Source organism: Paenarthrobacter sp. C1, from assembly GCF_049315185.1.
In the GTDB taxonomy this organism is placed as follows: Bacteria; Actinomycetota; Actinomycetes; order Actinomycetales; family Micrococcaceae; genus Arthrobacter; species Arthrobacter nicotinovorans.
In genome coordinates this window covers 4,203,027-4,224,408 of the sequence record NZ_CP186052.1, presented here as the reverse complement: position 1 = coordinate 4,224,408, position 21,382 = coordinate 4,203,027, and the positions used below count along the sequence as shown (strand labels likewise).

Here is a 21,382-nt window from a genome sequence, read left to right as displayed (position 1 = left end):
CTCAGCGGCCGTAAACGTTCTGGTAGCGGTCGTACAGGGACTCGATCTTGGCCTGGTCAATGGGCAGCGGCTCCCCGAGCTGGCGCGAAATGTGGACGGTCCTGGCCACTTCCTCGCACATCACAGCGGCTTTGACGGCCTCGCGGGCGGATTTGCCGATGGTGAACGGGCCATGGTTCTGCATCAGCACTGCCGGTGAGTTGGAGTTCTTCAGCGTCTCAACGATGCCCTGGCCGATGGAGTCGTCGCCGATCAGCGCGAACGGTCCGACAGGGATCGGTCCGCCGAATTCATCGCCCATCATGGTGAGCACGCAAGGGATTTCCTCACCCCTGGCGGCCCAGGCCGTGGCATAGGTGGAGTGGGTGTGCACCACGCCGCCGACCTCGGGCATGTGCCGGTAAACGTAGGCGTGCGCAGCGGTATCCGAGGACGGTGAGAGGTCCGGGTTGCCCCAGTCAACTGTCCCGCCGCTGCCGGTGTTCATGCCCCGGACGGGCGTGCCGAAAAGATCGGTGACCACCATGAGCTCCGGCCTGAGGTCATCGTAGGAAACGCCCGACGGCTTGATGACCATCAGGTCGTGCCCGGGGATGCGGCCGGAGACGTTGCCGGCGGTCCAGACCACCAGTTCGTAGCGGGTCAGTTCGGCATGGAGCCCGCAGACTTCCTCGCGGACTTTGGCGATGGTGTCAAGGAGGTTGCTCATGCGGACACCCGCTCTGCAGCGTCGGAGGAGGAGTTCGACGCCGGTTCGGCCACCTCACCGGTGCCCTGCGCCTGGCGTTGGATCGCCTTGAGACGGTGCATGACGTTGTTGCTTCCCCGGCCGAAGTAGTCGTGGAGGGTCTTGTACTCCTGGAAGAGCACCTCGTACGCCGCGACGTTCTCCGGGATGGGCGTGTAGACAGCGCCGGGAGCGGCGGCCATGGAAGCGGCTGCTTCGCGGATGTCCTTGTACTTGCCGGCTGCCACTGCCGCGTGGATTGCTGAGCCAAGCGCGGGACCCTGTTCGGATCCGATGGTGGAGAGCTGCAGGCCAGTGATGTCGGCGTAGACCTGCATCAGGAATTTGTTCTTCAAGAGGCCGCCGGCCACGATGAACTCCTTGACCGGCACACCGGAATCGCGGAAGGCGTCCACGATGGTCCTTGTGCCGAAAGCTGTGGCCTCCAGCAAGGCCCGGTAGCTGTCCTCCGGCTTGGTGGCCAGGGTCTGGCCCACCACCACGCCGGAAAGCTCATGGTCCACCAGCACGGAGCGGTTTCCCGAGTGCCAGTCCAGGGCGATCAGGCCGTGCTCGCCGATGGCCTGCTTCTCTGCCAACTCAGTGAGGTACTCGTGGATCCCCAGGCCTTTCTCTGCTGCAGCCTGGTGGTACTCGGGGGGAACACCGTTCTTGGTGAACCAGCCAAAGATGTCGCCGACTCCGGATTGGCCTGCCTCGTATCCCCACAGTCCGTCCACGATGCCGCCGTCAACCACGCCACACATGCCGGGGACCTCGCGCAGCACGTCGCCGTTCATCACGTGGCAGGTCGAGGTGCCCATGATGGCGACGAGCTGGCCGGGTTCAACGGCGTTGGCAGCCGGGGCGCTGACGTGGGCGTCCACATTGCCCACGGCCACCGCGATTCCTGCCGGCAGCCCGGTCCATCCCGCGGCTTCTTCGGTGAGGTAGCCCGCGGCATCTCCCAAGCGACCGATGGTGTGCTCCAGTTTGCTGCTGACAAAGTCCTTGAAGTCGGGGTTCAGCGCTGCCAGGAAATCTTCGGAGGGGTACTTGCCGTCCTGGAAGATGCCCTTGTATCCGGCGGTGCAGGCGTTACGGACGTAGTTGCCGCAGAGCTGCCAGACGATCCAGTCGGCCGCCTCCACCCAGTGGTCCATGGCGCCGTAGACATCGGGGTCTTCCTCAAGGAGCTGCAGGCCCTTGGCGAATTCCCACTCGGAGGAGATCAGGCCGCCGTAACGCGGAAGCCAGGCCTCGCCACGCTCTTCGGCGAGTTCGTTGATGCGGTCCGCTTGCGGCTGCGCGGCGTGGTGCCGCCACAATTTCACGAACGCGTGGGGGCGGTCCGCGAAGCGTTCCAGTTCGTTCAGCGGGGTGCCGTCCGTCGTCGTCGGAACCATGGTGCAGGCGGTGAAGTCAGTGGCTATGCCCACCACGTTGTCCGGGTTGATGCCGGCATCGGCGACGGCGGCCGGTACGGCGTTGCGCAGGACGTCGCGGTAGTCGTTGGGGACCTGGAGAGCCCAGTCGGCGGGCAGGCGGCGGCCGCTGCCGGGGAGCTTTTCCGTCACGACGGCGTGCGGGTATTCGAACACGCCGTTTCCGAGCTCGGCGCCATCCGATACGCGCACCACAACGGCGCGGCCGGACAGGGTGCCGTAGTCCACGCCGATGACGAACTGCTCATCGAGCGGACGGTTTTCAGAGGTATTCATGGGGGTCTCCATCCGGCTGGCCAGGGCCTCATTGCCGGGGGTCGGGGTGGAAAGTGAAGAAGGTCTGATGCAATTGTTAGCGCTCACAACATTGATGTCAAGAGCAAGCCAAAGCGGGGACCGTTAAGTGCGCTTTGGGTCTTCAGGAGAGGGGCCGGCTGGCCCTGTCTGCGCTAGTTGCGGAGTGCAGCCGTGGTGGACCGGACCACGAGGCGGGGAGCTACCGTAGCTGCCATTCCGGTGGATCCGCCTTCGATGCGATCCAGCAGCAGATCAATGCATCGTTGGCCGAGCTCTTCGAAATCCTGGGCAACGGTGGTCAGCGGCGGGATGAAATAGGCCGACTCCGGTTGGTCATCAAAGCCCACCACGCTGATGTCATCCGGTACCCGTACGCCGGTTTCGTTGAAGGCGCGGAGCACGCCGAGCGCCATCTGGTCATTGGCTACGAAGAGGGCCGTCATGGAACGGTCGGCGGAGATCTTCAGGCCTTCCCTGTACCCGCATTCGGCGCTCCAATCGCCCTCGATCAGTGCGGCGGGCTCAAGTCCTGCCTGGGCCAGTGCATCCTGCCAGCCCTCGATGCGCGCTGCAGCGTCAATCCAGTCCACCGGCCCGGACAAGTGGCCGATCTCCTGGTGTCCAAGTTCCAGCAGGTGTTGAACGGCCAGCTGTGCCCCTTGGCGCTGGTCAACGGTTGCCCCACTGAGGTGCTCGTCCCCGATCGACCCCACGGCCACCAGTGGGACTTGGGCGGTGATGTCCCGGAGGACGTCGAACGTGCCGGGGTGGGGGACCGTCACCACGATGCCATCCACGCCTTGGTCCATGAAATGCGCAATGGCGTCCTTGATGGTCTCCGGTGTGACTTCCCGCAAACCGGCCACGCTGACGAAATAGCCGGCGTCCCTTGCCGCCTGCTGCACGCCTAGGAGGGTGTGGGACGGCCCGTACTGCGCCAGCTCGCTGCCCAGTACTCCAATGGTTTGGGACCGCCGGGTCACCAGGCTGCGGGCTGCCGTGTTGCGCCGGTAGCCGAGCTCGGTGATGGCTTGCTCCACGCGTTCGCGCGTCTTGGAACTCACATTCGGGTGGTTGTTCAGGACGCGGGAGACGGTCTGGTGGGAAACCCCGGCCACGCGGGCGACGTCCTCCATGACAGGCGGGCGGGCTGATGCAGATTGTTCAGAGCTCACCCTGTCACGATAGAGCACCGGCAACCGTGATCAGCCGATGGCAGCCTTGGTGGCGTAATGGCGGTACCTTTCCAGGAAGGGGGCCACGCCAGCACTATCGCCGCGGTTCACGGTCAGGCCGTCCAAGGGCCATTCGGGCAGCTGGCCCGTGAGGACACCCGCGGCTTGCCGCGCAGCGCCGTCGGCCACGTATTCACCGGGCCGGGGAACGAACACGGGCAGGCCGAAGGCCGAGGCCGCAACCTGTTGGACGGCTTCGGATTGGGCGCCGCCGCCTACAAGGATGATGCGCCGGGCCTCAACGCCCTGGGCCTGAAGTGCGGACAGGCCGTCAGCCAATGAACCGATAACGCCTTCCACCGCAGCCCGGGCAAGGTTGGCGGGCTTGTAATTGGACAGGGTGAGGCCGTGGAGCGAACCGGTGGCGTCAGGAAGGTTTGGGGTCCGTTCGCCCTCGAAATAGGGGATGAGCGTCAATCCGTCGGCGCCCTCCGGGGCGGACAGTGCAAGTTCGCCGAGCTCTGTCAGGCTCACACCCAGCAGCGCCGCTGTGGCATCGAAGATCCGCGTGGCATTGAGCGTGCAGGCCAGCGGAAGGAAGTTCCCTGTGGCATCGGCGAAGCCGGCCACCAATCCGCTGGCATCCTGGGACGGAACATCCGAAACCGCGAAGACAGTGCCGGATGTTCCTATCGAAATGACAACATCCCCGACGGCGGCGCTCACGCCGAGTCCCGCCGCCGCGTTGTCGCCGGCTCCAGGACCGATGAGGGCGCCGGACGGGGTCTTGCCGGCCGCCTCCAACGGGCCGACTACCCCTGGCAGGATTGGCAGATGCCCCAGGGTGCTCTCCAGGACCTCCGGAAGATACCCGCCGTTGGTTGCGGAGTAATACCCGGTGCCCGATGCATCGGAGCGATCGGTGCGCAGGAGTTCCAAGGATTCCGGTCCCGTTCCCGGACCATGACCGGCCAGGCGCCAGGACAGCCAGTCATGGGGAAGGCACACCGCAGCCGTCCGCCGGGCATTTTCGGGTTCGTTCCGTGCCAGCCAACGCAGCTTCGTAGCGGTCAGGGATGCCACCGGAACTGTCCCCGTGCTGCTGGCCCAGTACGCGGATCCGGCAGCCGGATCGCCCTGTCCGGCGTCGAGAATCAGCTCCTCGGCATCCTGCGCGGAGCGGGTATCGTTCCACAACAGTGCGGGACGGACCACCTCTCCGGTTTCGTCCAGGCACACCATGCCGTGCTGCTGTCCGCCAATGGAGACGGCATCGACGTCGTCCAGGCCGCCCGCCGCCGCGATGGCTTCCTGCAGGGCAGTCCACCAATGATCCGGGTGGACCTCGGTGCCGTCAGGGTGGGAAGCCCGGCCCTGGCGGACCAGGGCGCCGGTGGCTGAGTCCCGGATGACCACTTTGCAGGACTGGGTGGAGCTGTCGATCCCGGCTACGAGAGGCATGCGTTGTTCCTTTGGCGAACCGCGCCGGGCTTGCCCAGGAAATCCTGGAACAAGCCCGGCGGCGGGGTTGCGGTGGGTTGGAGAGGTTTAGCGGGCGCCGAGGAGGTGCTCGATGGCCAGCTGGTTGAGGCGGACGAAAGCGAACGAGCGTTCGGCGGCTTTGTCGGCGTCGAACGTGTCGAATGCGCTGGCGTCAGCAAGCAGGTCCGCAGTGCTTTCGCCGGCGCCCAGCGTGCTTTCGCCGAGTTCGAACACGCCCGAGGTTGTCAGTGCTTCCTGGACTTCGGGATCTGCGCGGAAGGCCAGTGCGCGTTCCTTCAGCAGCAGGTACATGGACATGTTGGACTTGGCCGATTCCCAGACACCGTCGTAGCCGTCGGTGCGGGAGGGCTTGTAGTCGAAGTGGCGGGGGCCGGTGTACTTCGGTCCGCCGTTGGGGAAGCCGTTCTCCAGGAGATCGACGGTGAAGAACGCGCTGGTGAGATCGCCGTGTCCGAAGACGAGGTCCTGGTCGTACTTGATGCCGCGCTGGCCGTTGAGGTCGATGTGGAAGAGCTTGTCAGCCCACAGTGCCTGGGCGATGCCGTGGGTGAAGTTCAGCCCGGCCATCTGCTCGTGGCCCGTTTCCGGGTTGAGGCCCACGATGTCGCCGTGTTCCAGCTGCGCGATGAACGCCAGGCCGTGGCCGACGGTGGGGAGGAAGATGTCACCGCGGGGTTCGTTCGGCTTCGGTTCCAGGGCGATCCGCAGGCCGTAACCCTTCTCCTTGATGTACCCGGCGGCGGTATCCACGCCTTCCTTCATGCGGTCCAGCGCTGCGGAGAGGTCCTTGGAACCGTCATATTCGCTGCCTTCGCGGCCGCCCCACATCACGAAGGTCTCTGCGCCAAGTTCAGCGGCGAGGTCGATGTTGCGGAGGATCTTGCTCAGGGCGAAGCGACGGATGGAGCGGTCGTTGGAGGTGAAGCCGCCGTCCTTGAAGACCGGGTGGCTGAAGAGGTTGGTGGTAACCATGGGCGTCTTCAGGCCGGTCTCGGCCAGTGCTGCCTTGAAGTTCTTAAGGATGAGATCGCGCTCGGAGGCGCTCGCATCGAAAGGAATGAGGTCGTTGTCGTGGAAAGTGATGCCGTAGGCGCCGAGTTCGCTGAGCTTGTGAACGGCTTCCACGGGATCCAGAGCCTGGCGGGTTGCCACGCCGAAGGGATCGGCGCCGGTCCAACCGACGGTCCAGAGGCCGAAGGTGAACTTGTCTGCAGGGGTGGGCTGCGGGGTCATGATTGCTCCTTTGCAAGGCAATGGGAATGAGGTGGAAAAAGACATTCCAATTAGTTTTCAATCTGAACTATATGGGCCATGATGGATCATGGTCAATGGAAGTCCACAAGAATTTTTGAATCTGCGAGGAGGTCCCTGCTGATGAATGAGCCAACCGCGCCCGGACGCGTGGGTGACGTCCGCCGTCGAAACCTCTCATTGGTGCTGGATTCGATCGCCAAAACCGTCGACGCCAAGCCCAGTCGCGCGCAGCTCGCCGCCGGCACCGGGCTCACCAAGGCCGCGGTATCCAGCCTGGTGGCCGACCTTGTGGAGTCCGGCTTGGTATCCGAGGTAGGTCTGTACCGCGACGGGGAGCGGGGGCGGCCCGGCCAGGGCCTGGAGCTTAACTCCCGACGCGGCGTTGTGGGCATGGAGATCAACGTTGATTACCTTGCTGTGGGCCTGGTGGACCTTGCCGGAAACCTGCGTTTCCATTCGGCCGTCGAGTCCCGGAACCGCGGGATGCCGCCAGCGCAGGTCATGAAACAGCTTGCAGGCTTGGCTGCCGAAGCGAAGGCCGCGGCGGCGGCAGAGGACATTGCCATCCTGGGCGGTGGCCTGGCCGTGCCCGGGCTGGTGAACGGGAAGGGCGATACAGTGCTGTCCGCCCCCAACCTTCATTGGGAGGACGAGCAGCTGCATCCGCAATCGCTGCTGGAGGGTGCGCCGCTTGGCGTCAAGCTGTCCAACGAGGCCAACAGTGCTGCCCTCGGTGAGCTTTGGTATGGCGGCGGGCGGCCCGACTTCCTCTACGTTTCAGGTGAGGTGGGCGTCGGTGGCGGCATCATCATCGGATCTGAGCTGTATACGGGCCCAGGTGGGTCTGCCGGCGAGCTGGGCCATATCGTGGTGCATCCGGAAGGCCCTCGCTGCTCCTGTGGCGGGTGGGGTTGTCTGGAGACGTTCGCGGGCCAGGAGGCCATATTCGAGGCCGCGGGCGTCGCCGAAGGCACACTGGGCGAGCGGACCGGGCTGCTGCTGGCGGCTCTGGCTGCGCAGGAACCCGCGGCCGAAAAGGCGGTTCACGACGCCGGTCGCTCCCTGGGCGTCGCCCTCGCCTCGGCCTCGAGGTTGATGGACATTGAAGCTGTGGTCCTTGGCGGGCATTTCGCCGTACTGGGGGAGTGGATCCGGCCGTCACTGCTGGAAAGCCTGGAGCGCTACGCGCCGGGGTTGCTGGCTCCGGAGAACCTGACGGTCTCCCGTTTGGAGCACTCCGGGACACTCCTTGGGGCCGCGGGCCAAGTTATCCGCTCTGTCATAGAGTCACCTTTCGAGTTCCTGCTGGCGAGCAAACTGGCCTGAATCGCCGGTAAGTCCGGCGGGGTTCTTCCATAGTAATCATCAGTATGCTTACTATTGATGGGTTAGCTGTTCGCGCAAACTACCCACGGACGAGTGCCCCATGACCACACAAGACTCAGCCCACACCAGCACCAGCAAAGCGAGGACCGCGCCCTCTCCGGAAGACTCGCGGAAGCCGGACAGTCCCAACGACCTCGCCAAGCCCACGTGGACCTACATCGCCAAGCGCACTCTGCGTGAGTTCAGCAAGGACCAGTGCCCGGACGCGGCTGCCGGCCTGACCTACTACGCTGTGCTCTCCCTCTTCCCCGCGCTCCTGGCGTTGGTTTCCCTGCTGGGGCTCTTTGGCGATGCCGGCAAGACCACCTCGGCCATCCTTGATATCGTCCAGCAATTCGCGCCGGGTCCGGGTGCCGACGCCATGCGCCAGCCCATTGAGGAGCTCACCCGCTCCAACGCAGCAGGTTTCGCCCTGGTCTTCGGCATCCTGGTGGCCCTCTGGTCCGCCTCCGGATACACCACGGCCTTCAGCCGGGCAATGAACCGCGTCTATGAAGTGGACGAAGGCCGCGGTTTCGTGAAGTTGCGCGGCACCATGCTCGCCGTCACCATCGTGGCTGTGTTGGGCGCTGCGCTGGTGGCTGCCATGCTCGTCCTCAGCGGCCCGGTGGCGGAGGCCATCGGGGGGGCAATCGGCTTGTCCGAGGCTTTCCTGACCGTGTGGAACATTGCCAAGTGGCCGGTACTCATCGTGATCGTGGTGGCCATCATTGCTGTCCTCTACTACTTCACCCCCAACGTCAAGCAACCCAAGTTCCGCTGGATGAGCATGGGTTCGCTCATCGCGCTGGTCATTTTCGCCCTGGCATCGCTGGGCTTCGGTTTCTACGTGGCCAACTTCAGCAACTACAACAAGACCTACGGCGCCTTGGCCGGCGTCATCATCATGCTGCTGTGGCTGTGGATCCTGAACATGTCGTTGTTGTTCGGCGCCGAGTTCGATGCCGAAATGGAACGCGGGCGCCAACTCCAAGGCGGCATTGAAGCAGAGGAAAGCCTCCAGTTGCCTCCGCGTGATACCAAGCGCAGCGACAAGCAGCAGGAAAAGGAAGAGGAAGTGGTGCGCCGCGGCGAGGAGCTCCGCGAAACCCACGGCGATGACGCCAGGAAAGACAAATAGTGGGAGCGGCCATGACCCCGGGCAAGGACAAGAAGCTCAAGGCCGTCAAGAGCGGCGACCGCTTGCGGATCGGCGGTGAAGTCTTCCAGGTCAGCACAGTGGAACCGCAGGAGGATTCGCCGAACATCAGGCTCGAACTGCAGGGGCACGACGGCGGTTCGGTCACCTTGATCGGGTTGCGGAAGACCCGCGTGGAAACCGGTTGAGGGATCGGGCTTTTTCCGCCTGCCCTCACCACCCTGCCGTGCGAAAAAGCGGGCCCCTGCCGTGACCTTGGCAGGAGCCCGCTCGTTTTTGGAGTGGTCCTCCCGCGGAGCTTAGGGCATCCGCGGGAGGATCACGTGGTTACGCGTAGGGGAGGACGAGCTCCGCGTAGCGCTGCTTCATGGTTTCCAGGGTGATGTCCCCATCGGCATCCCAGATTTCCTGGTTGAAGATCTCAACTTCGATGTCGCCCTTGTAGCCGGCGTCCCTGACCCAGGTGCCGATGGTGGCGAAGTCGATGACGCCGTCGCCCATCATGCCGCGGGACAACAGCGCATCCGCAGCGATCGGCAGGTTGAAGTCGCACACCTGGTAAGAGGCGATGCGGCTTTCGCGCCCGGCGCGGTCGATCTGCGCCTTCAGTTCCGGATCCCACCAGACGTGGAAGGTGTCGACGGCGACGCCGACCGCTTTCGCGTCGTACGGCGCGGCAAGGTCCAGTGCCTGGCCAAGGGTGGAGATGAGTGCGCGGTCAGCGGCGTACATCGGGTGCAGGGGTTCCAGCACCAAACGGACACCGTTTTCGGAGGCGAAAGGAACCAGTTCCTCAAGGCGGTCGGCGACGCGCTGGCGGGCAGCGACGACGTCCTTCTCGCCGGGAGCGAGTCCGCCAACCACCAGGAACAACTCCTGGGTGTCCAGGGCAACGGCCTCCCGGACGGCCTCGAAGTTGTCAGCGAGTGCGGCTGCCTGGCCCTCGGGGTCGGCGGCGGTCAGGAAACCACCCCGGCACAACGAGGACACCCGGAGGCCGGCGTCCTTGATGAGCTTGGCAGCCTTGTCCAAGCCAGCCTCGGCCACGCGGTCACGCCACGGACCGATCGCGGGGATGCCGGCGCGGGCGCAACCATCCACAGCTTCGGCCAGGGTCCACTTCTTGGTGGTTGCACTGTTCAGGGATAGCCGTGAGAAGTCGCTCATGCGCCCACCCCGTTGATCCGCAGGAAGTCGGACATCCGGAATGCCGCCAGCGAGGGGTCCTTCAACAGCCCCGCCTGGTCGGCCAGTTCGAAGGTCTTGGCCAGATGCAGGACCGAACGGCCCGAGTGCAGGCCGCCGACCATCTGGAAGCCGGGCTGCTTGCCGTTGAGCCACGACATGAAGGCGATGCCTGTCTTGTAGTAGAACGTCGGTGCGCTGAAGATGTGCTTCCCGAGCTCACGGGTGGAGTCCAGGATCGCGCGCCCTTCAGCACCTTCGCCGGCGTCGTACTTCTGCAAGGCGACTGAAGCGGCAGGGTAGATGGCCGCGAAGATGCCCAGCAGTGCGTCCGAATGGTGCGTCTGGTCGCCGTCGATCAGTTCCGGGTAGTTGAAGTCGTCGCCGGTGTACAAGCGCACACCGGAAGGCAGGGCGGCGCGGAGGGCGACTTCGTGGGAAGCGTCCAGCAGCGAAACCTTGACGCCGTCAACCTTGTCCGAGTGCTCGCGGATCAGGCTGAGGAACGTCTCGGTGGCAACAGAGACGTCGTCGGAACCCCAGTAACCGGCCAATGCGGGATCGAACATGGTGCCGAGCCAGTGCAGGATGACCGGCTGATCGACTTCCTGGAGCAGCGTCGAGTAGACGTGCAGGTAGTCGTCGGCGCCGTTGGCGACCTTGGCCAGCGCGCGGGACGCCATGAGGATGACCTTGGGGCCGGCTTCACTGACGACGGCGATCTGCTCGCGGTAGGCGTCGATGACGGCCTGGATTCCTGCTGCGCCTTCGGGGAGTGCAGCGATGTCCAGCTGGTCGGTGCCCGCACCGCAGGAGACGAGGTCGCGGACGGACTTGCCGGCGATGGCTGCGTCACCGGCTGCCACCACGGAAGCGGCCTCGGCGCCCGTGCGCTTGATGAGCTGCTGGGTTGCGGCCCAGTCGAGGCCCATGCCGCGCTGCGCGGTGTCCATGGCATCGGCGACGCCCAGGCCGTAGCTCCACAGCTCGTGGCGGTAAGCCAGGGTGGCATCCCAGTCGAGCTGCGCCGGAGCGCCGGGGGTGTTGTCTGCAGCTACCTCGGGGATGACGTGCGCTGCGGCGTAGGCGCGGCGGGCAGTCAACGGCGCGGTCGGCTTGACCCACGCCGTGGCGGGCTGGAGGCGGTACTCGCGGGTTCCGCCGTCGTTAGTAGGAAGAATCAGTGACGTCATTAGAGGGTGATCTCCGGGATGTCGATGGTGCGGCGCTCAGCCGAGGACTGCAGGCCGAGCTCGGCGAGCTGCACGCCGCGGGCGGCGGAGAGCAATCCGAAACGGTGCTCGCGGCCTGCGACGACGTCGCGCAGGAATTCTTCCCACTGCAGCTTGAAGCCGTTGTCCAGCTCAGCGTTGGCGGGGACTTCCTGCCATTGGCTGCGGAACGATTCGGTGACGGGAAGGTCCGGGTTCCAGACGGGCTTGGGGGTGTGGGCGCGCTGCTGCGCAACGCACTTGTTCAAACCGGCGACGGCGGAACCGTGCGTACCGTCGATCTGGAACTCCACCAGTTCGTCGCGGTAGACGCGGACGGCCCAGGAGGAGTTGATCTGTCCGATGACGTCGTCGCCACCCGGGGTTTCGAGCTCGAAGATGCCGTAGGAAGCGTCGTCAGCGGTTGCCTTGTATTCCTTGCCGGCTTCGTCCCAGCGGGCGGGGATGTGCGTGGCGGTCTTGGCGTTGACGCTCTTGACCTTGCCGATGATGCCTTCAAGGACGTAGTTCCAGTGGCAGAACATGTCCGTGGTCATTCCACCGCCGTCCTCCTTGCGGTAGTTCCAGGACGGACGCTGGGCAGCCTGCACGTCGCCTTCGAAGACCCAGTAGCCGAATTCGCCACGGATGGAGAGGATACGGCCGAAGAAGCCTTCATCGACCAAGCGGCGGAGCTTCACCAGGCCGGGGAGGTACAGCTTGTCGTGAACGACGCCGGCGGTGACTCCGGCTTCCTTGCCGATCTGTGCAAGTTCGATGGCTTCCTGGAGGGTCTCCGCTGTGGGCTTCTCGGTGAAGATGTGCTTGCCGGCGCGCATGGCCTTCTTCAGGGTGGCGGCGCGGAGGCTGGTCATGGAGGCGTCAAAGATGATGTCAACGGTGGGATCGGCGATGACTGAGTCCAGGTCCGTGGTCCATTCGGAAACCTTGTGGAGTTCGGCCAGCTCGCGGATCTTGGCCTCGTTGCGGCCGACCAGAATGGGCTCGACCTGGACTTTGGTGCCGTCCTCCAGGGTGAAGCCGCCTGCGTCACGGATGGGGAGGATGGAGCGCAGCAGGTGCTGGCGGTAGCCCATGCGTCCAGTGATGCCGTTCATGGCGATGCGGATCGTCTTTGTTTCGAAACCCATGTTTTCTCCAGTGCCTTGTGTGCCGGTCGCTGTGTGGAAGCCGGTGCTTGCTCGATATGATGGGAAAGCGCATTCCCGTTGCCATCGATCATGCACCAATGCACGGAGGTTTGGCAAGCGCTTTCCCGCTTTCTGTGAAGAACTGCCATAATTTCCTTAGTGCCAGTCCGGCGCTTGACGAAGAGGAGTCTCCCCGTGGCCGCCAGCACACTCAGCGAAGTCGCCCGATTGGCCGGGGTTTCCCTGGCAACGGCCTCCCGGGTCCTCAACGGGTCCTCGCGCAAGCCTGCCGAGGATATTGCGGAGCGTGTGAGGGAAGCCGCTGACAAACTCGGTTATGTTCCCAACGCCCAGGCTCAGGGCCTCGCCAAGTCGAGCTCAGGGTTGATCGGCCTGGTGGTGCACGATATTGCCGATCCCTACTTCTCGGCCATCGCGCGCGGCGTCCAGGAAGCTGCGCGCAGGCAGAACCGTATGGTGTTGCTGGCCAGCACCTCGGGGACTCCCGCGGAGGAAAAGGAAGCGGTGGCCGCATTTGCCGCCCGCCGCGCCGACTCAATCGTGATTGCCGGTTCACGCTCGGAGCGTGCGGAAGACAAACAGGGCAATGCCGAACTCGCCGCTGAGCTGGACCGGTACTGCCGCAACGGTGGGCACGTTGGGGTAGTGGGCCATCCTGTGGTCGGAGCCAGTGCGGCCGAGGGGTACCACGTGGTGGAAGTTCCCAACGAGGAACTCGCTGCCGGCCTGGCCGGGCAACTGGCCGCCACCCATGACGGCGGTTTCGTGATCATTGCGGGTCCTGCGGGGCTCTACACCTCCGATGACCGTGTGCGCGGATTCCAGCGCGGACTGGCCGACGCCGGACGGCCGGCTGCCGAGGTCATCCGCACCGGCTTCAACCGTGCCGGCGGGTTCGAGGCCGGGCAGGCGCTTGCGGAACGAATCAAAGGGTCCCCGGAGAGGCTCTGCATCTTCGCCGTGAATGACGTCATGGCCATTGGGGTTACCGCGGCCCTGCGCCCTGAAGGGGTATGGATTCCCCGAGATGCCACGGTTGCCGGTTTCGATGACATTGAAACGCTGCGGGACTTCCGGCCCGCCTTGTCCACGGTCCATCTTCCGCTGGAGGATATTGGCCGCCTCGCCGCCGGAGATCCCGATACAGCTCCCATCTCCGGCACGGTGAAACTTCGCCGGAGTACGGAAACCCCGGTGGAATCCCAACCATGACGGTTCCAGCGGAACAGGTGCCCGCCGCGCTGACGGTGATTCCCGCCGTCGGGCGTTCCGGAGTTGCCGGGCATTCCGGCGCGCCTGCGCCTGCCGTTCTGGTGCTGCCGGGAGGCGGCTACGCGAGGCAAGCCGACCATGAAGCCGAACCCGTGGCCGAATGGCTGGCCTCCCTGGGGATCCATGCCTTTGTGCTGCGCTATCCGGTCGCGCCGCATCGGCATCCGGCCCCGCTCTTGGCCGCCAAACAGGCCATGACGTGGATTCGTGAGGGGGCGCATGGGCTGGAGGTGGATCCTGGCCGGGTGGGGGTTCTGGGTTTTTCGGCCGGCGGCCACCTTGCTGCCACTCTGTCGGTGCAGGTGGCTACCGGCGATCCTGCGGTGGACGCTTCCGCTGCTGTGCCTGACCTCAGCATTCTCTGCTATCCCGTGATTTCCTTTGTGGACGCGGCGCACCAAGGGTCTGTGGACAACCTCGCCGGAACGGGCGCGGACGTCGATGCCCGGCGTGCGTTGTCAGCGGAACTGAGCGTCGACGCCGCCACTCCGCCCGCTTTCCTTTGGCACACTGCCGACGACGACGTCGTACCGCTCAGTCACAGCCTCTCCTACGCGGCTGCGCTTGGACGTGCCGGTGTTCCGGTGGAACTCCACGTATTCCCCAGTGGCGCCCATGGGCTGGGCCTGGCGGATGGGGCGCCCGGCGCCGGGCAATGGACCGGGCTCTGCGCTGACTGGCTCCGGCGTCTGGAATGGCTTGCCTAGCGACGGCTAGTCTTCGGCCAGGGTGATGGTGTGCAGGGTCGCGGCGTCGCTGAGCACGTTGTCAGGCAGATCGTCGACGACGAACTCAAGCATGATGTCCAGGTCTTTGCCGTTGCCGCGCAGGATGTCGGCGACCGATCGCCAGAGCAGCGACCGGTTCCGCAACGGAAAGCGTTCGGCCGCCGGGCCCCAGGAGAAGCAATGCACGCCCACGACGTGGGGGAGGACTTCGTGGAGGGACTCCAGCGCCTGCTCGTCGGAAAGTCCGACGGCGGGTTGCCAGTAGGTGCCGACGTTGGCGTGGTCTACGCGCTTCAGCAGCTCCAAGGTGGTGGCGGGAGAGTCCGTGAGGGTGTTGCCGTGGTATTCGAAAGCGATGGTGACACCGCGTTTCGCGGCGAGGTCGGCAATGCGCTGCGTGTCGCGGACTACCGAGTCCCAGTGCTCCCGGCCGGCACCAGCAGAGCCGATCTCCCCGGCCCAGACCCGCACCCGCGGAGCGCCTGCGGCCTCGGCGAGGTCGAGAATGGACCCGAAATCCCCAAAGGCGCCGCATCGATAATAAGAGCCAAGCGACAGGACCGTCATGCCTGCGGTTTCTGTTGCGGCCTTGGCGTACAGTGCCGACCCGGTGTCGCTGACATGTACGTCAGTGCCCCACTCGATCCCGGCCAAGCCCGCCTTTGCGGAAATCCGGACTACCTCGTCGATCCCGAGGGATCGCAGGGTCACGGAACAGATGCCAGGCGTGAGGTCAGCCAGTATGGGGTGGTTGGTCATGGCTCCACGATACCGGGAATGCGCTTACCCGGTAAGCATTGTCGCGTGTTGAGAGCCGGGCCGTCCCTCACAAATGCAGCCAATAACGCCGGATCGGTTCCGTAACAGCAAGTTCGGGGGCGAAGCTCTCGGGAGGTCGGACACTCTCCAAAACTCCGCCGCATGCCTCGATGGTGCGCGCCGAGGCCACGTTGGGTTGCTTGCAGGTCGCCAGCACCCGCTCAAGTCCGAGGGTTCGACCCTCGTCCATGGCTCCGGCAAGGGCAATCCTGGCCAAGCCACGCCCCCTTGCGCTTGGCCTGATGCCATACCCAATGTGCCCGCCGACTTCTGTCAGGTATTCGCTGGCCAGGGAATGCCTCAGGCTGGCAGCGCCCAAATATTCCGTATTGTCGGTGACCCAAATGGTGGTCTGGTTTGCCAGCCCTTCGGGCGGTGAAAAATCCGCCCTGGGCATTTGATGGAGCAGGTCCACCCACTGCGAGAAATGGCCCTCTTCGCGGAGGTCGAGGTCGTACCGTGCGGCCAGGAATGCTGCAGAACCGTCCTGGTCGAGGGTTCCCCACTCGTCGTAACTTTCCAGCCAGGAGGCGTGGAAGCTTGATGACGGCTGAGTGAGCTTGGCGTGGGTCATTGGGTGAGCGTACTACGGCCGGAGTTCAGGCCTCGGAGGTCGTGGCCCCTTTCGGCGTCCTGGTCGAGGGGCGGGCAGGGTTCCGTTTCCGGACCTCCCGCAGCACGATCTGCTCGGGGCAGACCGTGGAAAGGAAGTCTCCCACTGACAGTGCGAGGCGTTCGCCCACGAGCGAGTAGAGAATGCGGTTGGCATCCCGCCGTTCCGTGACCAGTCCGGCCTGGCGCAGCACGCTCAAGTGCCGGGAGATGGTGGGTCCTGTGGCGTTGAACCGCGCAGCGATCTCGCCGGCGGCCAACTCGCCGTCCTTGAGGTCTTGAAGGATCTGCCGCCTGGTGGGGTGTGCCAAGGCTGCGAAGATATCCGATGCTGCATCTGCCATGTTTGCAATATAGCACAATAGCTATATACAGTTTAGCTTCATTGCTAATAAGCGAAGGAGCGAGAATATGCGTGTGGCCATTACCGGCGGTACCGGCTTTGTGGGGCGTCACCTCGCGGAGCGGCTCGACAGGCCGGACACCGTCATCATTTCGCGGCGGAAGGGGACCGCAATTACTGACGTCGATGCTTTGGCAGAGGCCTTCGCGGGGTGCGACGTCGTGGCCCACTGCGCGGGGATCAACCGGGAAATAGGTGACCAGACCTTTCAGCGTGTCCACATTGAAGGAACCAAGGCAGTCATTGAAGCCGCCCGGAGGACGGGCGTCCAAAGAATCGTCATGCTGAGCTTCCTCCGGGCCCGTCCGGATTGTGGGTCGGCCTACCACGAGACCAAATGGGCTGCCGAGGAGCTCCTGCGGCAGTCGGGCATCGAGTACACGATCATCAAGGCAGGGATGATCTACGGCAACGGCGACCACATGGTTGACCATGTAACTCGTGCTGTACGCAGCTTTCCTGTCTTCGCAACGGTCGGCTTCCGGGAGCGGACTGTCCGGCCCCTCCCTGTGGAAGAGGCTGTCGATACCCTGATCGCGGCGCTTGAAGGTCGCGTGCCCACCCCGACCGTCGCCGTCGTCGGAGCCGAAGAGCTTGAGCTTGGCACAGCTGTCCGCAGGATCGCCCGGGTGGCCGGTGGCTACCCCGTCTACGTCCGCGCCCCGATCTGGTCGATCCGCGCCCTGGCGCAACTGACCGAGTGGATCATGGTGGTACCACTCGTCGCAAAAGCCCAGGCGCAGATGCTCGCCGAGGGGGTCAGCGAGCCTTCACCGTACGCACCGTGGCTTCCGGTGGAGCTGCGTCCCAGGCTTCCCTTCGACGACGAACGCATCCGGGCTGCCGTGCCGGAGGGCCGCTTCGGACTGGACGACCTGAGGGTAGTGGGGTGGTGGAACGGGCGCCGGGGCCGGAGCCGGGCGAACCGGTCCGGCCACTAGTTCGATTTGCTCAACGTCCGCCCCATGATCGCCTGGGTGAGGGCGTCGATGACCTCCGCGTTGGCGAGCGGGTTGCGGATCAGGGTGAAGTCGACGTCGCCAACCTGTGGCAGGCCGAAGCGTTGGGTGATGACTTTCAGGTCTTCCGGAACCAGCGACGCCGGCATCACGGCAACGCCGATGCCTGCCCTGACTGCCGCCAGTACGCCACTGATCTGCTTGGTGCTGCACGTGATCCGCCAGGTACGGCCTTCGGCCTCCAGGGCGTCGATGGCAAGTTTCCGGCTGAGGCTCGGTGCCGGATAGGCGATGAGGGGGACCGGCGCGCCCGGTTCAAGGACAGTCTGCTCCACGCCGACCCAGGCGAAGTTGTCATGCCGGACGACGGTGCCTTCCTTCGCCCCGGCCACCCATTTGACGAACACCAGGTCCAGTTGCCCGGCGTTGAGGCGTTTATAGAGCTGATCGCTTTGGCTGACAGTGAGTTCGAGGTTGATCTGCGGGTACAGCTGCCGGAATTCGCGAAGGATCCGGGGCAGGCCGGTGATGGCGAGGTCGTCGGCCGTGCCGAAGCGGAGACGCCCACGCATGGCCGAGCCGGAAAAGTAGCGCGCGGCGGAATCGTGGGCCGCAAGGATGCTGCGGGCAAACCCGGCCATCGCGTCACCGTTGTCAGTGAGTCTCACTTCGCGGGTGTCGCGGGCTACGAGGACACGCTTGGCGGCGGCTTCCAGCTTGCGCACGTGCTGGCTCACCGTCGGTTGGGCAAGCCCAAGCCGTTCTGCGGCCTTGGTGAAACTCAGGGTCTCTGCGACAGCCAAAAAGGAGCGGAGCTGGACGGGATCGAACACGGAACTCCTCTAAGCGCAGGTCAGCGCCGGGGCCGGAGTATCGCGCCGTTTTCGCTGGCACTGCAAGCAGCTCATTGCGTTCCGCAATGCTAGTTATAGGCGCAATACGCTTCCATAATTGCTGCTGGCAACCATAGCGTTAAACGCATCCCACCGAAACTCCCATCCGAGGACTACTTTTGGCACCCCCACCGCCTTCAGCGGCAAATGTCAGCCAGCCCGTCATCGATTCCCTGTCCGCTCGTCCCTCGCCGGACGCAGACCAGCCGGACACCGTCACCCAGCCACTCGCCGTCGTGAGTGAGAAGCTGCCCTGGCGGCATACCTTCATCTCCTTGAAGGTCCCAAACTTCAGGATCTTCGCGATCGGCCACTTCATCGCGGTCATCGCCATCTGGATGCAACGCATCGCGCAGGACTGGATGGTGCTGCAGCTTTCCGGATCCGTCACCGCCGTCGGTATCACTGTGGCCCTGCAGTTCATGCCTTCACTTTTCCTTGGCCCGTGGGGCGGCATGATTGCCGACCGCTTCGCCAAGCGAAAGATCCTCATCATCTGCCAGTCGGCAGCAGCGGTCCTGGCGGCCCTGCTGGCCGTACTTTCCCTGAGCCAGCGCGTCGAGGTCTGGCACGTCTACGTCATCGCACTGGCGCTTGGCTTCGTCACGGTCCTTGACCAGCCGGCCCGGCAGGTGTTCGTCAACGAACTCGTCGGACCCAAGTACCTGCGGAACGCCATCAGCGTGAACTCCACGACCTTCCAGCTCGGCGGCTTGATCGGCCCGGCGCTGGCGGGAGTGCTGCTCACTGCCGTGGGCGCCGGTTGGGCCTTCGCTGCCAATGCTGTGGCCTGCTGCTCCACCGTGACCATGTTGCTGCTGCTGCGCAAGGACCAGCTGCATCTGAGCCGGCCCACGCCGCGCAAGAAGGGCATGCTGCGCGAAGGCCTCAACTATGCGCTCAGCAAGCCCACCATCTACTGGCCGTGGTTGATGGCCGGTTTCGTAGCGGTTTTCGCCATGAGCCTGCCAGTGCTTCTGGCCGCCTTCGCGGACCACGTGTACGACGCCGGTGCCGGAGGCTACGGCTTGCTGAACGCCATGGTTGCGCTTGGTGCACTGACAGGTGCGGTGGCATCCACCCGTCGGAGGCAGCTGCGGTTGCGCTCGGTGGTGACCTCCGCCGGGTTGTACGGACTGATGCTTTGCGTGTCCTCGCTCATGCCGTCCATGGTGTGGTTCAGCGTCACCATGGTCTTCGCAGGATTCTGGTGCCTCATGTTCCTCACCGCTGCCAACCAAATGGTGCAGACCAGCTCCAACATGAGCATCCGGGGCCGCGTCATGAGCCTCTACCTTGTGGTACTCATCGGCGGGCAGGCCATCGGTGGTCCCATGATGGGCTGGCTCGCCGAGCACCTCGGCCCGCATCTGGCCATCCTCGTCTCCGGCGGGGTTCCGGCCATCGCAGCGGCTGTGGTCGCCGTCGTACTTGCCAGGAAGTCCTCCCTGCACATCAAGGTGGACCTGCGCGACAGGCGGCGGGTCCTGCGGATCGTGCAGGAACCGCAGACGGCCTAAGAAGACGGCTTAAGTAGATGAAGCGCCCCCGGCAACCGGGGGCGCTTCATCTGCGTGGGGCTATCGTGCCAGAAGCTGCGCCACCGCCAGGTGCGGGTACTCCGGGGAGCGGCCCTGGAACTCAAGGATGTCCGGATTGCGGATGACGCCGTCGCGGATTTCGATGGCACGCGAGATGGTCTCGTTGGCATCCCACCCGTCCGGGCCCGCCACCACAGTGTCCAGGAAGGGCAGCAGGGCCTCGCTGATTTCCCAGCTGGCCGAGTTCCAAAGATAGGACGGGCTGTGGTCCACCGCGTAGTAGTTGACGTGACCGCCGACGCGGAACATCGGCTCGTCGAACGTGGTGGTCCGCGCCCAGCTGAATCCCATGCCTTCATCGCAGGAAACGTCGACGATCAGACTGTCCGGCTGGAACTCCGTCAGGTCTTCGGTCCGCAAGTACGTCAGTGGAGCGTTCGGGTCCTGCAGGGTGCAATTGACCACGATGTCCGCCGCGGCCAGGAACGGAGCCAAGGGCTTGCGCCCGTTGTCCGTGATGACCTCGCTGAGGAACGGAGCCTTGCTGTCGTGGTCGAACTGCACGATCCGCACCGAATGGATGGGGGACCCGACGGCGGCAACGCCCCGGTTGGTCAGAACCTGGACGTCATGGACGCCGTGGGCATTCAGGGCCGTGACGGCACCGCGGGCAGTGGCACCGAAACCGATCACCACAGCACTGAGCCGGCGGCCATAGTCACCGGTTGAACCGGTCAAAGCCAATGCATGCAGTACCGAGCAGTACCCGGCGAGCTCGTTGTTCTTGTGGAAAACGTGCAGGCCAAAACCGCCATCGCCGGCCCAATGGTTCATGGCCTCGAAGGCGATGAGTGTGAGCTTCTTGTCGATGGCCAATTGAGTGATGGCCCGGTCCTGCACGCAGTGGGGCCAACCCCAGAGCGTCTGACCGTCGCGGAGTTCAGCGAGATCCTGGGCCTGCGGCTTGGGCAGGAGGATGACGTCGCTGTTGGCGAGCAGTTCCTGGCGAGTGCCGAGTCCGCCCACCAACGATTCGAGCTTGCTGTCCGGGACACCGAAACGCTCGCCGTATCCATGTTCGAAACGGAGTTGCCGGCGCACTTCCGGGGCTATGCGCTCCAAATGCTGCGGGTGGATGGGGAGGCGCCGCTCGTTCGGCTTCAGCGAGGTAGCGAGGACGCCTATGCTCAGCTGGCCGTTGGCCGCGGTCACTTCTTGTTGCCGGTGGAAGGCTTTGCGGCCTCAGTGGCGGAGGACTCGGAAGCCCTCTTGTCCGCACGTTTTTCCTTGATGGATTTACTGGATTTCTTTGATGCGGTTTGGCGCGGTGATTTGTCGCCCATGATTGCTCCCTAGAGCGGAACCGAAATGGCTCCTGACTCCTGACGATACACCTACCCGGGTTCCGGTGCCCCGGCGCCGCCCGCACGGGCGCGCTGCGGCGGGAGCCACCGTCGGGCTTTATTGTCACGAAAAAAGAACCCCGGATCCAGAAGGATCCGGGGTTCGCTGAGCGGGCGACGGGAATCGAACCCGCGTATCGAGCTTGGGAAGCTAGCGCTCTACCATTGAGCTACGCCCGCGCTGCCCGACGGAAATCAATCGGGCGAGTCCTAGCTTAGCGCAGTTGCGGCGCCGCCCAGGACAGCCACTCCGTCCGGC

Annotated in this window: 21 protein-coding genes and 1 tRNA gene; 7 read left to right on the top strand and 15 right to left on the bottom strand. The window is 64.6% G+C overall.

All coding sequences use genetic code 11. The annotated features are described in order from the left end of the window. Position 1 precedes the first annotated feature (1 nt). From ACNAOU_RS19755 to xylA, 5 genes are all read right to left on the bottom strand, one after another. On the bottom strand, positions 2-709 hold the full coding sequence (locus tag ACNAOU_RS19755) for an L-ribulose-5-phosphate 4-epimerase (protein ID WP_018778151.1): 708 nt from the start codon (positions 707-709) through the stop codon (positions 2-4). Continuing rightward, positions 706-2,448 (bottom strand): ribulokinase, encoded by a 1,743-nt coding sequence (gene araB, locus ACNAOU_RS19750; RefSeq protein WP_422757566.1) that lies wholly within the window; start codon positions 2,446-2,448, stop codon positions 706-708. Before araB ends, ACNAOU_RS19755 begins: the two co-directional genes overlap by 4 nt. A gap of 173 nt (positions 2,449-2,621) precedes the next feature. Continuing rightward, positions 2,622-3,605, bottom strand: coding sequence for a LacI family DNA-binding transcriptional regulator (locus ACNAOU_RS19745; protein WP_189076342.1), 984 nt, complete (start codon positions 3,603-3,605; stop codon positions 2,622-2,624). A gap of 69 nt (positions 3,606-3,674) precedes the next feature. Then, positions 3,675-5,105: a xylulokinase gene (locus ACNAOU_RS19740; protein ID WP_422757565.1), complete on the bottom strand. Its 1,431-nt coding sequence runs from the start codon at positions 5,103-5,105 to the stop codon at positions 3,675-3,677. 87 nt (positions 5,106-5,192) lie between these two features. Beyond that, positions 5,193-6,380 (bottom strand): xylose isomerase, encoded by a 1,188-nt coding sequence (gene xylA / locus ACNAOU_RS19735; RefSeq protein ID WP_018778155.1) that lies wholly within the window; start codon positions 6,378-6,380, stop codon positions 5,193-5,195. A 141-nt stretch (positions 6,381-6,521) separates the two neighbouring features. Here xylA and ACNAOU_RS19730 point away from each other — a divergent pair, with 141 nt between their 5' ends. The 3 genes from ACNAOU_RS19730 (at position 6,522) to ACNAOU_RS19720 (ending at position 9,113) form a co-directional block, all read left to right on the top strand. Further along, a complete protein-coding gene (locus ACNAOU_RS19730) occupies positions 6,522-7,727 on the top strand; it encodes an ROK family transcriptional regulator (protein WP_416429635.1) in 1,206 nt (401 codons plus the stop codon). Positions 7,728-7,827: 100 nt separating this feature from the next. Next, the gene (locus ACNAOU_RS19725; RefSeq protein ID WP_416429634.1) at positions 7,828-8,907 is read left to right on the top strand and encodes a YihY/virulence factor BrkB family protein; all 1,080 of its coding nucleotides are present in this window, start codon (positions 7,828-7,830) and stop codon (positions 8,905-8,907) included. 11 nt (positions 8,908-8,918) lie between these two features. Further along, positions 8,919-9,113: a hypothetical protein gene (locus ACNAOU_RS19720; RefSeq protein WP_035733800.1), complete on the top strand. Its 195-nt coding sequence runs from the start codon at positions 8,919-8,921 to the stop codon at positions 9,111-9,113. Positions 9,114-9,252: 139 nt separating this feature from the next. Here ACNAOU_RS19720 and ACNAOU_RS19715 read toward each other — a convergent pair whose 3' ends face one another. From ACNAOU_RS19715 to ACNAOU_RS19705, 3 genes are read right to left on the bottom strand one after another with little or no spacing between them, the layout of a single operon-like run. Next, positions 9,253-10,092, bottom strand: a complete 840-nt coding sequence (locus tag ACNAOU_RS19715; protein WP_064722472.1) for a sugar phosphate isomerase/epimerase family protein — start codon at positions 10,090-10,092, stop codon at positions 9,253-9,255. Then, complete coding sequence (locus ACNAOU_RS19710) at positions 10,089-11,303, bottom strand: dihydrodipicolinate synthase family protein (protein WP_079581873.1); 1,215 nt, start codon at positions 11,301-11,303, stop codon at positions 10,089-10,091. Before ACNAOU_RS19710 ends, ACNAOU_RS19715 begins: the two co-directional genes overlap by 4 nt. After that, positions 11,303-12,472, bottom strand: coding sequence for a Gfo/Idh/MocA family protein (locus tag ACNAOU_RS19705; protein ID WP_018778161.1), 1,170 nt, complete (start codon positions 12,470-12,472; stop codon positions 11,303-11,305). The genes ACNAOU_RS19710 and ACNAOU_RS19705 overlap by 1 nt, the downstream gene beginning before the upstream one ends. Before the next feature lie 195 nt (positions 12,473-12,667). Between ACNAOU_RS19705 and ACNAOU_RS19700 the strand changes: the two genes are divergently transcribed. Both ACNAOU_RS19700 and ACNAOU_RS19695 read left to right on the top strand, forming a co-directional pair. Further along, positions 12,668-13,705 (top strand): LacI family DNA-binding transcriptional regulator, encoded by a 1,038-nt coding sequence (locus tag ACNAOU_RS19700; RefSeq protein ID WP_018778162.1) that lies wholly within the window; start codon positions 12,668-12,670, stop codon positions 13,703-13,705. Further along, entirely contained in the window at positions 13,702-14,472 is a 771-nt protein-coding gene (locus ACNAOU_RS19695; RefSeq protein ID WP_422757563.1) for an alpha/beta hydrolase, read from the top strand. The genes ACNAOU_RS19700 and ACNAOU_RS19695 overlap by 4 nt, the downstream gene beginning before the upstream one ends. Before the next feature lie 6 nt (positions 14,473-14,478). Here ACNAOU_RS19695 and ACNAOU_RS19690 read toward each other — a convergent pair whose 3' ends face one another. The 3 genes from ACNAOU_RS19690 to ACNAOU_RS19680 all read right to left on the bottom strand — a co-directional run bounded on the left by ACNAOU_RS19690 (position 14,479) and on the right by ACNAOU_RS19680 (position 16,268). Then, positions 14,479-15,252 (bottom strand): sugar phosphate isomerase/epimerase family protein, encoded by a 774-nt coding sequence (locus tag ACNAOU_RS19690; RefSeq protein WP_422757562.1) that lies wholly within the window; start codon positions 15,250-15,252, stop codon positions 14,479-14,481. A 67-nt stretch (positions 15,253-15,319) separates the two neighbouring features. Continuing rightward, entirely contained in the window at positions 15,320-15,886 is a 567-nt protein-coding gene (locus tag ACNAOU_RS19685; protein ID WP_422757560.1) for a GNAT family N-acetyltransferase, read from the bottom strand. Between the two features lie 25 nt (positions 15,887-15,911). After that, positions 15,912-16,268 (bottom strand): metalloregulator ArsR/SmtB family transcription factor, encoded by a 357-nt coding sequence (locus ACNAOU_RS19680; protein WP_018778166.1) that lies wholly within the window; start codon positions 16,266-16,268, stop codon positions 15,912-15,914. A 67-nt stretch (positions 16,269-16,335) separates the two neighbouring features. Here ACNAOU_RS19680 and ACNAOU_RS19675 point away from each other — a divergent pair, with 67 nt between their 5' ends. Further along, positions 16,336-17,268: an SDR family oxidoreductase gene (locus tag ACNAOU_RS19675; protein ID WP_422757558.1), complete on the top strand. Its 933-nt coding sequence runs from the start codon at positions 16,336-16,338 to the stop codon at positions 17,266-17,268. Here the strand turns inward: ACNAOU_RS19675 and ACNAOU_RS19670 are convergent. Further along, on the bottom strand, positions 17,265-18,119 hold the full coding sequence (locus tag ACNAOU_RS19670; protein ID WP_018778168.1) for a LysR substrate-binding domain-containing protein: 855 nt from the start codon (positions 18,117-18,119) through the stop codon (positions 17,265-17,267). The genes ACNAOU_RS19675 and ACNAOU_RS19670 overlap by 4 nt on opposite strands. Positions 18,120-18,298: 179 nt before the next feature. Between ACNAOU_RS19670 and ACNAOU_RS19665 the strand changes: the two genes are divergently transcribed. Further along, positions 18,299-19,699, top strand: coding sequence for an MFS transporter (locus tag ACNAOU_RS19665; protein WP_422757557.1), 1,401 nt, complete (start codon positions 18,299-18,301; stop codon positions 19,697-19,699). Between the two features lie 60 nt (positions 19,700-19,759). On the opposite strand, the gene ACNAOU_RS19660 is transcribed toward ACNAOU_RS19665, so the two are convergent. The 3 genes from ACNAOU_RS19660 to ACNAOU_RS19650 form a co-directional block, all read right to left on the bottom strand. Continuing rightward, positions 19,760-20,932 (bottom strand): N(5)-(carboxyethyl)ornithine synthase, encoded by a 1,173-nt coding sequence (locus ACNAOU_RS19660; RefSeq protein WP_422757556.1) that lies wholly within the window; start codon positions 20,930-20,932, stop codon positions 19,760-19,762. Next, the gene (locus ACNAOU_RS19655; RefSeq protein WP_011776304.1) at positions 20,929-21,063 is read right to left on the bottom strand and encodes a hypothetical protein; all 135 of its coding nucleotides are present in this window, start codon (positions 21,061-21,063) and stop codon (positions 20,929-20,931) included. Before ACNAOU_RS19655 ends, ACNAOU_RS19660 begins: the two co-directional genes overlap by 4 nt. Before the next feature lie 169 nt (positions 21,064-21,232). After that, positions 21,233-21,303 (bottom strand) — tRNA-Gly (locus ACNAOU_RS19650). Between the last annotated feature and the right edge of the window lie 79 nt (positions 21,304-21,382).